The following is a 13792-nucleotide window of genomic DNA, read 5'->3' as shown; positions in this document are numbered from 1 at the left end:
TGACGTCACGCATGCTCATGCAGCCGATGCGCCAGTATAACTCTGTGGGAGCGGGCTTGCCCGCGATCGCGTCAGCCCTGACGCATAGAGGGTGACTGACCCACCGCATTCGCGGGCAAGCCCGCTCCCACAAAACCTCATTAAGCGACGATCGTCGTTACCCCTCATCCCGTAGGAGCGCGCTTGCCCGCGACGGCATCCTCGAGATCGCCGACGCCGGCAAGCCGGACTGCTACGGGACGGGTGTGATTAGCACGACCTCACGCGACTTTGCGCGAGCGTGCGTATTCAAGAAATGCTTCAAGGTCCGACCCCGACAGCATGCGGGCCACGCTTTTGACCTCGTCCATGGGCCAGTCCCACCAGGCCGAGGCGAGCAGTTGCTCACGAACCGCCTCGTCAAAACGCCAGCGAATGAATTTGCACGGGTTGCCACCCACTACCGCGAACGGCGGCACGTCACGGGTGACTACTGCACCGGCGGCGACGATGGCGCCATGGCCCACGGTCACGCCCGAGAGGATCATCGCGTCGGCGCAGATCCAGCAGTCGCTGCCGATGACCACATCACCCTTGCTGGGGGCGTAGTCCTTGATGTCTTCCAGGCCCTTCATCATGGCCGGGAATGGGTAGGTGGTCAGCCAGTCGGTGCGGTGCTCGCCGCCCAGCAGTACTTTCACGCCTGCCGCGATGGAGCTGTAGGAACCGATCCGCAAGATGGTGTCATCGCCGAACTCGAACACTTCGGGGATGCCATAGGTGCCGGTGCCGACCACGTAGTGCGGATAGCGCAGGCGGATCTTTTCCGGGGCGCGTTCGAGTTTGTCCAGGCTGCGCAGGTGCTTTCTGGTCTTGCGGGTTTTCAGCAGTTCGAGGAATTTCATGCAGGGATCCGTGAACAAAAGCAGACGCGGCAGAGGCTTTTCAGCTGCTCTGGCGATGCAGCAGAAGGCGCTTGAAGCGACGAAATGTGGTCTTGTTGAACTGCCGTAGCGGAATGGAGCGCAGCAGCGTCCAGGCGTATTTCTTGTCGCTGACCACCGCGTACTTCAACGCTTTGTTGATGATGGCAGTCAGACCCCGATTGTACGCCGGGTGAGTGCTGTAGGGCGCTATGGTGCGCATGTCGGCATCGAGCAGCACCTTGTAGCGGCGTGACAGGTTGTTGGGGTGGCGACGATAACGCGTGACGCTCACGGGCAGCACGTGGACCTGATAACCCTTGCTGGCAATCTTCAGGGTCATCTGGAAATCCTGGACCTTGATCTCCGGGTCGTAGAACCCCACCGTCCGCAGGGCGTCCATCCGATACAGGGACACGGGCGCGCCAACCACGATGGCATCACCCAGAATCTCGTCGAAGCTCAGTTTCTGGATACTCGACAGCTTCTGCGACTTGGTGTCGTTGCCCTCGGAATCCATGTAGATGATCAGGGCGCCGACGCAGCCGACTTCCGGATGCTCGTTGAGGTAATCGGCGCGCAGGCGCACCGATGCGGGCAGCATGATGTCATCCAGATCCGGGGTGCAGACGTATTCGCCACGGGCATGTTGCAGTCCGTGGTTCAGTGCCGCGCTGACGCCCTGGTTGGCCTGGGAGTAGAGCTGAAAATCGTACTTGGCCTGCAGAGCCTTAAGCATCGCCACGCTGTTATCGCTCGAACCGTCATCGACGATGATGACTTCGAAGTTCGGATAGTCCTGGGCGAAGATGCTGGCCATCGCAACGTCCAGATACTTCTCTGCGTTGTAGCAGGGGGCGATGATCGACACGAGCGGGATCGAGTCGTTTTCCGGCCGGATTTCTGGCGTGATAGTGTCAGTCATAATTCTGTTATTTGTATCGCTACGACTGGATCAGAGGCGTTTTGACCACGATCCTTGTACAAAACCGTTACATGATGCGGCAAAGAGATGGCCTTTGTCATGGGCTGATTAGAGCCTGAAGACTTCTGAAACGGAATTTTCCTACACAGTACTCGTACTTGCTGTCTGAGCTGCACGATTCAACGCCCAATAAAAAACCCCGCAGCTCTCGAGCGGCGGGGTTTTCGGTGTTTCAGTTCAGGCAATCAGGGAGCTGCGTAGGTAACCAGCAGCTCCTTGGTGACTTGAAAGTCCAGCGACATCGCCACGCTCAAGGCCGTGATGGTGAAGATGGAGAACACGAACAGCTTGCGTGCCCAAACGGTGTCATCTTTGGCTTTGTAACCTGACCAGGCCATGTACAGCCAGTACATGCCCATGGCGGCAGCGACGGCCAGGTAGTTGAGCCCTGCGGCACCGCAGAAGGTCAACATCAGGGTCGCGACCAGGAACGCAAGGATGTAGATCAGGATATGCAGCTTGGCGACCCGGATACCACGCTTGACCGGCAGGACCGGAATCGAGGCAGCCAGGTAGTCGTTGAAGCGGAAGATCGCGATGGCGTACGAGTGAGGCATCTGCCAGAGGCTGAACATCACCAGCAGGGTCAGCGCCGCGAGGTCGAAGGTGTTGCTGACCGCGACGTAACCGATGACCGGTGGCATCGCGCCAGACAAACTCCCGACCAGCGTGCCGTGAACGGATTTACGCTTGAGGTACAGGCTGTAGAAGCCCACGTAGATCACGAACCCAATCACCGCACACAGCGCCGCCAGCGGGTTGGCCTTGAAATACAGCAGGCCGACGCCGACAACGCCCAGCACCGTGGCATAGACCAGGGCCAGTTTCAGAGAAACCAGGCCCTGGACCAGCACACGATTCTTGGTGCGTTCCATCTTCAGGTCGATATCGCGGTCGATGCAGTTGTTGAAAACACAACCGGACGCGACCACCAACGAAGTACCGATCATCGCTACAAGGAACAGGGCGAAATCGACATGCCCCTTGGACGCCAGGAAAAAGCCACCTGCCACCGAAAGCACGTTACCGAAAATGATCCCCGGTTTGGTGATTTGGATAAAGTGCTTCAGTGACATCAGGTTTTCCTCACTTCGCCATCATGACGGTGTGAATGCTGAACATGATCCAGACGGACAGGCCGACCAGCAGGAGGATAACCAGCGAGGCGAACGCGAAGGTGATCACGTTGTTGCGCTGTGCTACCGAGCGGTCCAGGTGCAGGAAGTACACCAGGTGAACCAGAACCTGCACGACTGCGAAGATCAGCACGACCCACAGGGTGGCCACTTTCGAGATAGTCGGGAACATCACCAGACCGAAAGGAATCGCGGTCAGGATGATCGACAGTACGAAACCGACCATGTACGACTTGAAGCTGCCGTGGCTGGAATCGTCATGGGAGTGATGCGAATTAGCCATTTAAATGGTCCCCATCAGGTAGACAACGGTGAACACGCAGATCCAGACCACGTCCAGGAAGTGCCAGAACAGGCTGAGCATGCTCAGGCGGGTCTGGTTGGTCGAAGTCAGGCCGTTTTTCGAAACCTGATACATCAGGATCGCCATCCAGATCAGACCGCTGGTCACGTGCAGACCGTGGGTACCGACCAGCGTGAAGAACGCCGACAGGAAGCCGCTGCGATTAGGGCCGTAGCCTTCGGAGATCAGCAGGTGGAATTCGTTGATTTCCATCCCGATGAAGCCCAGGCCGAACAGGAAGGTCACGAACAACCAGCCCAGAACGCCGCCCTTGTTGCCCTTGTGCATCGCCAGCATGGCGAAGCCGTAGGTGATCGAGCTGAGCAACAGGCAGGCGGTTTCGCCCAGCACGTATGGCAGCTCGAAGATGTCGTGGCCCGAAGGACCACCGGCGACGTTGTTAACCAGTACTGCATAGATTGCGAAGATCGACGCAAACAGGATGCAGTCGGTCATCAGGTAGATCCAGAAGCCGTAGATCTTCATCTCGCCGGCATCGTGGTGATCATGGGCGTGGTCATGATCGTGATCGTGACCTTTCGCCCCATCAAATACTAAGTTGGACATTGTTTATGCCTGCTCCAGCTTGTTGACAGGAGAGTTTGCCTGGGCGCGAACCGAGGCCAGGATCTTGTGTTGCTCGCCTTCGATGCGGGCCACTTCAGCAGCAGGAACCATGTAGCCCTGATCGTCACGTGCAGCGTGGATGACGAAGTAGACGATGGTACCTACCAGGCTCGCACCAGCCAGCCAGAAGATGTGCCAGATCATTGCGAAGCCGAATACGGTCAGCAGTGCACCCATGACCAGACCGGTCGCGGTGTTGTTCGGCATGTGGATGTCGGAGTACTTGGCCGGAACCTTGTACGCCTCGCCATCACGCTTGGCTGCGTAGAACGCGTCGATCTCGCCTGCCTTCGGCAGTTCGGCGAAGTTGTAGAACGGCGGTGGCGAAGAAGTGGACCACTCCAGGGTGTGGCCATTCCATGGGTCGCCGGTCAGGTCGCGGTTCTGCTCGCGGTCACGGATACTCACGTAGATCTGGATCAACTGGCAGGCAATACCGACCATGATCAGTGCCGCGCCCCAGAAGGCTACGTGCAGGTACGGAGTCCAGTCCGGGTTGTCAGTGGTGTTCAGACGACGGGTCATGCCCATGAAGCCCAGTGCGTACAGCGGCATGAATGCCACGTAGAAGCCCGAGATCCAGAACCAGAACGCTGCCTTGCCCCACTTCTCGTTCAGCTTGAAGCCGAACGCTTTAGGGAACCAGAACGCGAAACCTGCGATGTAACCGAATACGGCACCACCGATGATCACGTTATGGAAGTGCGCGATCACGAACAGGCTGTTGTGCAGAACGAAGTCGGCACCCGGGATAGCCAGCAGAACGCCAGTCATACCACCGATGGAGAAGGTAATCATGAAGCCCAGGGTCCACAGTACTGGCGCGGTGAAGCGCAGACGGCCCTGGTAGATCGTGAACAGCCAGTTGAACAGCTTCACACCCGTCGGGATGGAGATCAGCATCGTCGCCAGACCGAAGAAAGCGTTGACGCTGGCGCCCGAACCCATGGTGAAGAAGTGGTGCAGCCAGACCATGAAGCCCAGTACCGAGATCGCGCCGGAAGCGTAGATCATCGAGTGATGGCCGAACAGACGCTTGCCGGTGAAGGTCGAGATGACTTCGGAGAAGACACCGAACGCCGGCAGAATCAGGATGTAAACCTCAGGGTGACCCCATGCCCAGAACAGGTTCACGTACATCATCGGGTTACCACCCAATTCGTTCGTGAAGATGTGGAAGTCCAGGTAACGGTCGAGGGTCAGGAACGCCAGGGTGCCGGTCAGGATCGGGAACGAAGCCACGATCAGGACGTTGGCCCAGGTGCAGGTCCAGGTGAAGATCGGCATGTCCATCAGTTTCATGCCAGGGGTGCGCATCTTCAGGACGGTAACCAGGAAGTTGACGCCCGTCAGTGTCGTACCAAGACCCGACAGCTGCAGTGCCCAGATGTAGTAGTCCACACCCACGCCCGGGCTGTAGCCCAGTTCAGACAGCGGCGGATAGGCAACCCAACCGGTACGTGCGAATTCGCCGACGCCCAGGGACACGTTCACCAGAACCACGCCGGAGATCAGCAGGTACAGGGACAGGGAGTTCAGGAACGGGAAGGCAACGTCGCGAGCGCCGATCTGCAGAGGCAGAACGATGTTCATGAGACCTGTGAAGAACGGCATCGCCATGAAGATGATCATGATCACACCGTGAGCGGTGAAGATCTGGTCATAGTGTTCAGGCGGCAGGTAGCCAGGCGAACCCTCGGTGGCCAGGGCCAACTGGGAACGCATCATGATGGCGTCGGCAAAGCCGCGCAGCAGCATGACCATGGCGATGATGATGTACATCACGCCGATTTTCTTGTGGTCGACCGACGTCAGCCACTCGGTCCACAGGTAGGTCCACTTCTTGAAATACGTGATCAGACCGAAAACCGCCGCGCCACCGATAGCGATCATGGCGAGCGTGATCATGACTATCGGTTCGTGGAACGGAATCGCGTCCAGACTTAATTTACCAAACATCGTTTACTCCTCTGCCTGCGCAGCTGAATTCTTGCCCATGTCCATCCCTTCCATACCGGCCACTTCTTTCTTCTCGTGGACAATCTTGCCCGGCTTCATACCTTCATACTTGTCGATGATGATCTGGAACAGGTTCGGAGTGACCGTGGAGTAGAGTTCAACCGGGTTACGTTCGCTAGGCTTGGCCAGAGCGGTGTATTCGTCGGTTGCCAGTTGTTTCGGAGAATTCTTGACTTCGGCAACCCAGGCGTCGAAACCAGCCTGATCGGTAGCAGTTGCCTTGAACTTCATGCCGGTGAAGCCTGCGCCGCTGTAGTTGGCGGAGATACCGTCAAACTCGCCGTTTTCGTTGGCGATCAGGTGCAGTTTGGTCTGCATGCCGGCCATCGCGTAGATCTGGCCACCCAGTGCAGGGATGAAGAACGAGTTCATGACCGAATCAGAGGTGATGCGGAAATTGATCGGCGTGTGGGCCGGGAAAACGATCTTGTTGACGGTGGCGATACCCTGTTCCGGGTAGATGAACAGCCACTTCCAGTCCAGCGCGACCACTTCGATGGTCACAGGCTTGACGTCGGATTCGAGCGGACGGTATGGGTCCAGCGCGTGGGTCGACTTGTAGGTGATGTAGCCCAGCACGATGATGATGGCCAGGGGCACCAGCCAGACAACCAATTCGATCTTGGTCGAATGGGCCCAGTCAGGGGTGTAGGTAGCGCTCTTGTTCGAGGCGCGGTATTTCCAGGCGAAGATGATGGTCATGAAGATGACCGGCACCACCACCAGCAGCATGAGCAGAGTTGCGGTGATGATCAGATCACGCTCTTGCATGCCAATGTGGCCCTTGGGATCCAGCAAGGTGTAATCGCACCCGCTGAGCAGGAGCATGCTGAAAAGGGCCAAGAAGCCAAACAATCTGGGGTACCTTTTTTTACTCATCTCACGACCTCTAAAAGCAGCTTTCGCATCGCAGTTGGGTTTCGACCGCCAACACTTCACCCTGCCAGGTGCTGGCAAATTCTTGGATTGAACAGGGGCCTGTCAGGAAGCTTGTGGCCTCGTAACAATTCCGGTTTTGCTGTGGTTTCTTATTCGAATGGTGGCAACTGCCTTTGCGGACCAAATCCCTTGGCGCAGACATTCAGAACTTTACGCATGAGGCCATCCAAACGGCGTCTACAAAGGCGTAAAAACGCTTTCTGACCTCGATTTACGCGACCGCCAGGGGCGGAGGGGCGTTAAGTGGGGGCGATTGTAGATACGTAAAGTTTTATTGACTATGAGTTATTGCGCAACAGTTAATTTCCCATTCTGTAAGAATGCGCTCATATGTCGCACCCAATTTTGTCGTAAAGGCCTCAAATTTCTTGAGGAATTCGAGGCGATTTTTTACGCAAGCTTCTGTAATCAGCGTGCTTTCATCCGGTTGCGGATGATGCCCGCCGGTACCAGAATTACGGTGAGAACGAAAGCGATCAGTGCCCATTGCGCCAGCGAAAGTCCGAGAACTGGCGGATATGGCGTCTCGCAGAAACCACCGACCTGGAACCCCAGGGGGAACCAGGAGGCCAGCGGCAGGCCATCGACGATCGGCTGCAGCACATCGATTCCGCAACTCTCGGTGGGGTGGGTCTGGATCCAGACATGACGCCCCGCTGCAACAATCCCGCCCACCGCGCTCAAGGTCACCAGTGCCTCGCAGACCGTCAGGCTCAGGCGTCCCGGCATCGCGGCGCCGATGAAGGCGAACACGGCGATGAACAACAAGGCGTAGCGTTGCAGGATGCACAGCGGGCACGGCGCCTCGCCCAGCACGACCTGCATGTACAGCGCCCCGCCGATCAATGCCAGGCAGATGATGCCCAGCAGGACCAGAAACTGTTTTTCGCGTCGCAGGTAAAACATCTCGTCAGTCATTCCCATGCCCTTTGCATTTGGTGTCCATCCAGATCGGCAGATCTGCGTTATCGCGTGCCCCGGTTGCCCGGAAAGCCGGCAATTCTACCATCGTCGCGGGCGCACGCCGGTGCAGATGGTTAACACAGTGGCATTAGCCGAACATTAAGCAAATCGGTAACAATCGACCGACACCAAACCCCTATCCTTCCTTATATATAGAAGCGTGCGACACCATGCCGCAGGGGCACAACGCCGCACCTCTTCCTTATATATAGAAACGTGCGTCTATTTGTCGCACCGGGGCGAACCCCAGGTTCGCATTATTCCAACGCAGAAGCCGGGCCGAAGAACTCGTAGCGGGCCTGTTTGTCCGGTACGCCTGCCGCCTTCAACTGGCGCTTGATCGCCGCCATGAAACCTTTCGGGCCCAGGAAGTAGGCATCCAGATCGCGGTCCTCTGGCAGCCACTGCTCAAGACGTGCCTGGTCGAGCAAACCAACCGCATGGGCTGCCGGGCTGACACCGTCATCCTCGGAGTAGCAGTAGAAGCGCTTGAGCTGTGGATGCTTGCCGGCCAGTTCCTCGACCAGGTCACGGAACGCATGGACTGCCCCGTTGCGTGCGCAGTGAATGAAGTGGATCGGGCGCTGGGTGTCCAGAGCCGCCTGCAGCATCGCGAGGGTCGGCGTGATACCGACGCCGCCACTGATCAGCACCAGCGGTTTTTCGCTGTGGGAAAGCGTGAAGTCGCCAGCAGGTGGATACAGATTGATGCTGTCACCTACGTGCAGGCGATCATGCAGGAAGTTGGACGCACGGCCGCCAGGCTCACGCTTCACGCTGATGCGGTACTGACCGTTGCCCGCAAGCGCCGACAGCGAATAGTTGCGACGGATTTCCTCACCGTCCACGAACAGTTGCAGGCCCAGGTACTGGCCGGGTGTGAAATCCAGGATCGGCTGGCCATCGGCCGGAGCGAAGTAGAACGAGGTGATTTCCGCGCTTTCCTGCACCTTGTTCGCGACCTTGAATTCGCGAGCCCCGCGCCAGCCGCCGGCGGCCAGTTCCTTGTCCTTGTAGATGCCTTCCTCGGCACCGATCAGGATGCCAGCCAGTTGGCCGTAGGCATTGCCCCAGGCATTAATGACTTCGTCGGTGGCGATGTCGGCTCCCAGCACCTCACGGATCGCTTCGAGCAGGCACTCGCCGACCAGTGGGTAATGCTCCGGCAGAATCTGTAGGGCGACGTGCTTGTTGATGATCTTGGCAACCAGGTCACCCAGTTGCTCGAGCTGGTCGATGTGACGGGCGTACATCAGCACGCCGTTGGCCAGGGCGCGAGGCTGGTCGCCACTGGCCTGGTGCGCCTGGTTGAACAGCGGGCGCACCTGCGGATAGCGGTCGAGCAGCTTCTTGTAGAAATGAGTGGTCAGCGCTTCACCCCCACTCTCCAGCAGCGGGACAGTGGATTTGACGATGGCACGATCCGAAGCATTCAACATGATTGACTCCTGAGACTCGGTTAGTAAGGACTGACCAAGTCATATCAGGAAGCGTGCCAGATATTATTTCCTTTAAAAACAATAAGATATACATATATAGTCATTTTGACCAACCTGATCTATTGGTCAAAATGACTTCTGACAGGTTCTTTTGACTACCACAACCCGAATGCCGTCGTGCCAATAAGCTAAAGCCTGCAGGCACGGGGTCGATAAACCTGTATCGACAGCTGTACGCACCTCCCGATGCGCCAGCCAGACACCGCATCACAGAAGGTTCATATGTCCAAAAACGTCCGTGCAGATTCACTTTCGCTTCTGCTGTTCACGTTACGCAGCGGAAAGCTGATGGCGATCAACCTGCTCAAGGTCAGTGAAATCATCCCCTGCCCTCCCCTGACACGCTTGCCCGAATCGCACCCTCACGTCAAAGGCGTGGCCACCTTGCGGGGCAACTCGTTGTCGGTGATCGACCTTAGCCGTGCCATCGGCGAGCGCCCGCTGCTCGACCCCGATGGTGGCTGCCTGATCGTCACTGACGTCAGCCGCTCCAAGCAGGGCCTGCATGTTCAGGCGGTCAGCAAGATCGTGCACTGCATGACCACCGACATCCGCCCGCCGCCCTACGGCTCGGGCAACAAATCGTTCATCACCGGTGTGACCCAGGTCGATGGCACACTGGTTCAGGTGCTGGACATCGAGAAGGTCATCCACGGCATCGCGCCCATGCAGGTGGCGCCGGAGCCCACGGAACTCAGCCCCGAAGAAGTGGAAGTGTTGAACAAGGCACGCATCCTGATCGTCGACGACAGCCAGGTGGCGCTGCAGCAATCGGTGCTGACCCTGCGCAACCTGGGCATCGAATGCCACACGGCACGCAGCGCCCGCGAGGCCATTGATCATCTGCTGGATCTGCAAGGCACGGCGCAGCAGATCAACGTGGTGGTGTCCGATATCGAGATGTCGGAAATGGACGGCTACGCCTTCACCCGCACCCTGCGCGAGACGCCGGACTTCCAGCAGCTGTATGTCCTGTTGCACACTTCACTGGACAGCGCGATGAACGCCGAAAAGGCCAAGGCCGCCGGCGCCAACGCCGTACTGACCAAGTTCTCCTCCCCTGAGCTCACGCGATGCTTGATCGAAGCCGCACGCACAGTCGAGGCCCAGGGCATCTGAGGCCTGGCATTCACGACGCATCCACGGGCCACTACTGGCTGATGCGTCGCGACCTTGCGCATCCCGTCCCCGCCGTCCGCTGGCCGCAGGGCCTTGAGCGAGTGGCCTTCAGCGCCGACAACGCCCGCGCCGTTCACCAGTTGCTCACCCTGGGCATGGAGCACGGAGGCGGTCGGGTGGCCGACTTCGACACATGGCTGCACAATTTCGAAGGTGATCCGGAATTCGATCGAGCGCTATGCTTCGTCGTTCACGATCCGCAGGGCGTGGCAGCGGTGGCGCAATGCTGGACCAGCGCCTTCATCCGTAACCTGGTGGTGCATCCCCGGGCCCGGCGCCGGGGTCTTGGGCTAACCTTGTTGAATCAGGTGTTCGAGACCTTTGCAGGGCGGCATGAAGGACAGGTCGACCTCAAGGTCATGGAGAGCAACCTGGCCGCACGGCAGTTGTACGAGCGCGCAGGGATGCATTATGTGCAACGTTGCGAACTCGATCCCCGCTGAGCCAGTCCAAGTCGCTGTCATACCTGCCACGCTCACACGAGCACGACAACGATGGAGATTGCCATGAAGACCACCACCCTGCTGCTGCTCGCCCTGGGCGCCTTTGCCGGCCAGGCCAGCGCCTCGAGCGACGAAGCCTGGAAAGCCTTCGACAAGACCCTGGTCGACAGTTGCGTGGCAGCCAGTTCCCTGAAAAACGCCAAGCCTGCAGGCGCCTCGGCGATGTTCGATGACAGCGTCGGCTATAACGCGCTGTTGATCAAAGGCCAGTACAAGCAGGCGTTCATGAAGAACAAGACCGGCACCGAGTTGTGCCTGTACGACCGCAAGAACAAGAAAGCGCTGATCACCGAGTGGGACAACGTCACCACCGTGCCGAAGAAATAACCCCGCCTCCCGCAAAGCTGTAGGAGCGCGCTTGCCCGCGACAACGTCGTGTCAGTCACCATAAGCGGCATAGTCAGACCGCTGTCGCGGGCAAGCGCGCTCCTACAAGAGACAGCGGCGCGACCTGTCACACGGCTCACTGGCGCATAACTTGCTGCAAATCCCGGCATTTGCAGAATTCCGCCCTGCGCTGACGTATCACAGTCGCAGGGACCGAACCTGTTTTCCTCTGGGCTGGCGGCGTTTTCCTTTCGATGAATACTCAGTTTTCCTGTGTCGGCTGCGGCAAGTGCTGTACCGATCACCACGTCCCGCTGACCCTCGCGGAAGCCGCGCAGTGGGCGGCAGACGGCGGTTCGGTGATCGTGCTGACCGAGGCGTTTCTGGCTGACGGTTATGGCGTTGCGCCCGAGCAACTCACCCACGCCACGCGCAGGTCCCACCCTGTGACCAGTGGCTCGGCGCAGGCACTGGTGGCCATCACCTTCGCCGCCTACAACGCTGGTCGCTGCCGAAATCTTGACGCGGACAACCTCTGCCGCATCTACGAACGCCGCCCTCTGGTCTGTCGCATCTACCCGATGGAGATCAATCCGCACATTCCGCTGCGCCCGCAAGCCAAGGACTGTCCGCCAGAATCCTGGGAGCAAGGGCCTGACCTGATCGTAGGCGGACAGTTGGTGGACCAGCAACTCATGACCCTGATCGAACGCTCCCGCCAGGCGGACCGCGATGATATCGCGCGCAAACAGGCGATCTGCATGGCGTTGGGCATCAACATCACAGCGCTCAAGGGCAACGGTTTCGTGGCCTACCTTCCCGATATGCATGCCTTCGCCGATGCAGTAGCCCGTTACCAGACAGGCGAGCTGCCTTCTGCCTGTGAAAATGGCTGGCGCTTCCGGGTTGCGGGTGACGCAGCGACCCATTCCCTGCAACAAGCCGGTGCGCGACTGGAGACAGGCGAGGCGATGGGCTATATGTTCATCCCTTTGCAGAGCGCCTGAGTACCCTCGATGAAAAGCGTTGCCATCGTGCTGTTCCCCCACGTCCAGTCACTGGACGTTGCTGGCCCGCTGGACGTATTCAGCGAGGCCAATCGCTTCGTGGGCCAGGGCGAGGGCTACACGATCGTCACCATCGGCGCGGCGCCCTACCCGATCCTTGCGTCCAACGGAATGCCTCTCGGCGCCCGGTTCGACCTTTCCGACGCGCCCTTGCAATTCGACATTCTGCTGGTACCCGGCGGCCCGGACCTGCCCGTGAGCGCGCAAATGCCTCATGTGTCGGCCTGGCTGCACAAGGCGACCCCGCTTGCGGGCCGCTTTGGCTCGATCTGCACCGGGGCATTCATTCTGGGGCACGCAGGCTTGCTCGATGGCAAACAGGTTGCAACTCACTGGAGCCATGCTCAGCAGTTGGCAGATCTTTTTCCTGAGGCGCAGGTTCAGGCCGACCGCATTTATGTGCGCGACGGAGCGATGATGACCTCGGCGGGCGTGACCGCGGGAATCGACATGGCCCTGGCGCTGGTGGCTGAAGATCACGGTTCGGCCATTGCGCTGGCGGTGGCCAAGCGCCTGTTGGTGGTGGCGCAGCGCCAGGGCGGGCAGTCGCAATTCAGTCCGTACCTGAATGCGCCTGCGGATGATGAATCGCCGGTGGCGAAGATTCAGCGTTATGTGATGGAGCACATCGGCGAGCCTTTCTCGGTGGAGCGGCTGGCCGAGGTGGTCGCCATGAGCCCGCGCAGCTTTGCCCGGGTATTCGCGCGGGATGCGAAGGTGACGCCGGCCGAGTTCGTGCAACGGGCCAGAATCGATGCAGCACGGCATCTGCTGGAAGGCAGCGAGATGGCGATCAAGGCGGTGGCCTGGCACTGTGGGTTTGGCAGTGCAGCGCGCATGCGCTTGATTTTCAGCCAGAGGCTGGGGGTGACGCCGACGCAGTACCGGGACAGTTTTCGCAAGAAGGCTTGAAGCGAAGCAGAGATCTGCTGCACACCCCGCCCGTAGCAGCACGGCTTGCCGGCGGGAGCGATCTTGACTACGCCCCCGCCGGCAAGCCGTGCTGCTACGGGCAGATACCTGTAGGAGCGCGCTTGCCCGCGACGGGGGTATCGAAACTAGCGCTTGCCCATCGACCGACGAGTACCCGACGGCGCTACACCCGGGCGTTTGTCGTGGTTGGATTTGCCGGCGCCGGGGTAGTTGTGCTGGTTTTTTGCCTGGCCCAGTTCGCCCGGTTTGAACGGGAAACGGAACGAAGGAATGGCCGGCTTGCTTTCGGCTGGTGCGGTGCTGGCGTCGCTGGCTTCGACGGCGACGTCTGGCGCCTGGGTGTGTTCAGGGGTGGTCATGGAAGCTTCCG

The 13792-nt window shown here is 59.1% G+C and carries 15 protein-coding genes; 5 read left to right on the top strand and 10 right to left on the bottom strand.

Translation table 11 applies throughout. From position 1 onward, the window contains the following. Positions 1-260: 260 nt before the first annotated feature. From ACIPO9_RS20770 to hmpA, 9 genes are all read right to left on the bottom strand, one after another. Positions 261-884, bottom strand: coding sequence for a CatB-related O-acetyltransferase (locus ACIPO9_RS20770; protein ID WP_274134028.1), 624 nt, complete (start codon positions 882-884; stop codon positions 261-263). A 40-nt stretch (positions 885-924) separates the two neighbouring features. Continuing rightward, the gene (locus ACIPO9_RS20765) at positions 925-1827 is read right to left on the bottom strand and encodes a glycosyltransferase family 2 protein (RefSeq protein ID WP_274134027.1); all 903 of its coding nucleotides are present in this window, start codon (positions 1825-1827) and stop codon (positions 925-927) included. 245 nt (positions 1828-2072) lie between these two features. Then, positions 2073-2963 carry a heme o synthase gene (gene cyoE / locus ACIPO9_RS20760; RefSeq protein WP_274134026.1) on the bottom strand — a complete coding sequence of 297 codons (891 nt, stop codon included), beginning with the start codon at positions 2961-2963 and terminating at the stop codon, positions 2073-2075. A gap of 10 nt (positions 2964-2973) precedes the next feature. After that, positions 2974-3306: a cytochrome o ubiquinol oxidase subunit IV gene (gene cyoD / locus ACIPO9_RS20755; RefSeq protein WP_274134025.1), complete on the bottom strand. Its 333-nt coding sequence runs from the start codon at positions 3304-3306 to the stop codon at positions 2974-2976. After that, entirely contained in the window at positions 3307-3933 is a 627-nt protein-coding gene (locus tag ACIPO9_RS20750) for a cytochrome o ubiquinol oxidase subunit III (protein WP_274134024.1), read from the bottom strand. A 3-nt stretch (positions 3934-3936) separates the two neighbouring features. Further along, a complete protein-coding gene (gene cyoB / locus ACIPO9_RS20745; protein ID WP_274134023.1) occupies positions 3937-5952 on the bottom strand; it encodes a cytochrome o ubiquinol oxidase subunit I in 2016 nt (671 codons plus the stop codon). Positions 5953-5955: 3 nt separating this feature from the next. Then, a complete protein-coding gene (gene cyoA, locus ACIPO9_RS20740) occupies positions 5956-6891 on the bottom strand; it encodes a ubiquinol oxidase subunit II (RefSeq protein ID WP_274134022.1) in 936 nt (311 codons plus the stop codon). Positions 6892-7359: 468 nt separating this feature from the next. After that, complete coding sequence (locus tag ACIPO9_RS20735) at positions 7360-7869, bottom strand: disulfide bond formation protein B (RefSeq protein WP_274134021.1); 510 nt, start codon at positions 7867-7869, stop codon at positions 7360-7362. Positions 7870-8171: 302 nt separating this feature from the next. Then, positions 8172-9353, bottom strand: coding sequence for an NO-inducible flavohemoprotein (hmpA, locus tag ACIPO9_RS20730; protein WP_400783196.1), 1182 nt, complete (start codon positions 9351-9353; stop codon positions 8172-8174). Positions 9354-9635: 282 nt separating this feature from the next. Between hmpA and ACIPO9_RS20725 the strand changes: the two genes are divergently transcribed. The 5 genes from ACIPO9_RS20725 to ACIPO9_RS20705 all read left to right on the top strand — a co-directional run bounded on the left by ACIPO9_RS20725 (position 9636) and on the right by ACIPO9_RS20705 (position 13401). Next, complete coding sequence (locus ACIPO9_RS20725) at positions 9636-10532, top strand: chemotaxis protein CheV (protein WP_274134019.1); 897 nt, start codon at positions 9636-9638, stop codon at positions 10530-10532. Positions 10533-10573: 41 nt separating this feature from the next. After that, positions 10574-11035: a GNAT family N-acetyltransferase gene (locus tag ACIPO9_RS20720; RefSeq protein ID WP_400783194.1), complete on the top strand. Its 462-nt coding sequence runs from the start codon at positions 10574-10576 to the stop codon at positions 11033-11035. Positions 11036-11098: 63 nt separating this feature from the next. Then, complete coding sequence (locus tag ACIPO9_RS20715) at positions 11099-11422, top strand: hypothetical protein (RefSeq protein WP_274134017.1); 324 nt, start codon at positions 11099-11101, stop codon at positions 11420-11422. A gap of 254 nt (positions 11423-11676) precedes the next feature. After that, complete coding sequence (locus tag ACIPO9_RS20710) at positions 11677-12429, top strand: YkgJ family cysteine cluster protein (RefSeq protein ID WP_400783191.1); 753 nt, start codon at positions 11677-11679, stop codon at positions 12427-12429. 9 nt (positions 12430-12438) lie between these two features. Beyond that, entirely contained in the window at positions 12439-13401 is a 963-nt protein-coding gene (locus tag ACIPO9_RS20705; RefSeq protein WP_400783188.1) for a GlxA family transcriptional regulator, read from the top strand. 146 nt (positions 13402-13547) lie between these two features. Here ACIPO9_RS20705 and ACIPO9_RS20700 read toward each other — a convergent pair whose 3' ends face one another. Continuing rightward, the gene (locus tag ACIPO9_RS20700; protein WP_400783186.1) at positions 13548-13781 is read right to left on the bottom strand and encodes a hypothetical protein; all 234 of its coding nucleotides are present in this window, start codon (positions 13779-13781) and stop codon (positions 13548-13550) included. Positions 13782-13792 lie beyond the last annotated feature (11 nt).

Source organism: Pseudomonas sp. NPDC090203 (assembly GCF_044746765.1).
GTDB lineage: Bacteria > Pseudomonadota > Gammaproteobacteria > Pseudomonadales > Pseudomonadaceae > Aquipseudomonas > Aquipseudomonas putida_AD.
The sequence above is the reverse complement of the archived record's forward strand: the minus strand, read 5'-3'. Positions and strand labels throughout refer to the sequence as shown.

Excerpts from the sequence above, each read along its gene's own strand:
- hmpA (WP_400783196.1), bottom strand. The coding sequence starts at position 9,353 with ATGTTGAATGCTTCGGATCGTGCCATCGTCAAATCCACTGTCCCGCTG.
- ACIPO9_RS20710 (WP_400783191.1), top strand. The coding sequence starts at position 11,677 with ATGAATACTCAGTTTTCCTGTGTCGGCTGCGGCAAGTGCTGTACCGAT.
- ACIPO9_RS20750 (WP_274134024.1), bottom strand. The coding sequence starts at position 3,933 with ATGTCCAACTTAGTATTTGATGGGGCGAAAGGTCACGATCACGATCAT.
- ACIPO9_RS20725 (WP_274134019.1), top strand. The coding sequence starts at position 9,636 with ATGTCCAAAAACGTCCGTGCAGATTCACTTTCGCTTCTGCTGTTCACG.
- cyoA (WP_274134022.1), bottom strand. The coding sequence starts at position 6,891 with ATGAGTAAAAAAAGGTACCCCAGATTGTTTGGCTTCTTGGCCCTTTTC.
- ACIPO9_RS20700 (WP_400783186.1), bottom strand. The coding sequence starts at position 13,781 with ATGACCACCCCTGAACACACCCAGGCGCCAGACGTCGCCGTCGAAGCC.
- cyoE (WP_274134026.1), bottom strand. The coding sequence starts at position 2,963 with ATGTCACTGAAGCACTTTATCCAAATCACCAAACCGGGGATCATTTTC.
- ACIPO9_RS20770 (WP_274134028.1), bottom strand. The coding sequence starts at position 884 with ATGAAATTCCTCGAACTGCTGAAAACCCGCAAGACCAGAAAGCACCTG.
- ACIPO9_RS20765 (WP_274134027.1), bottom strand. The coding sequence starts at position 1,827 with ATGACTGACACTATCACGCCAGAAATCCGGCCGGAAAACGACTCGATC.
- ACIPO9_RS20705 (WP_400783188.1), top strand. The coding sequence starts at position 12,439 with ATGAAAAGCGTTGCCATCGTGCTGTTCCCCCACGTCCAGTCACTGGAC.
- cyoB (WP_274134023.1), bottom strand. The coding sequence starts at position 5,952 with ATGTTTGGTAAATTAAGTCTGGACGCGATTCCGTTCCACGAACCGATA.
- ACIPO9_RS20715 (WP_274134017.1), top strand. The coding sequence starts at position 11,099 with ATGAAGACCACCACCCTGCTGCTGCTCGCCCTGGGCGCCTTTGCCGGC.
- ACIPO9_RS20735 (WP_274134021.1), bottom strand. The coding sequence starts at position 7,869 with ATGACTGACGAGATGTTTTACCTGCGACGCGAAAAACAGTTTCTGGTC.
- cyoD (WP_274134025.1), bottom strand. The coding sequence starts at position 3,306 with ATGGCTAATTCGCATCACTCCCATGACGATTCCAGCCACGGCAGCTTC.
- ACIPO9_RS20720 (WP_400783194.1), top strand. The coding sequence starts at position 10,574 with ATGCGTCGCGACCTTGCGCATCCCGTCCCCGCCGTCCGCTGGCCGCAG.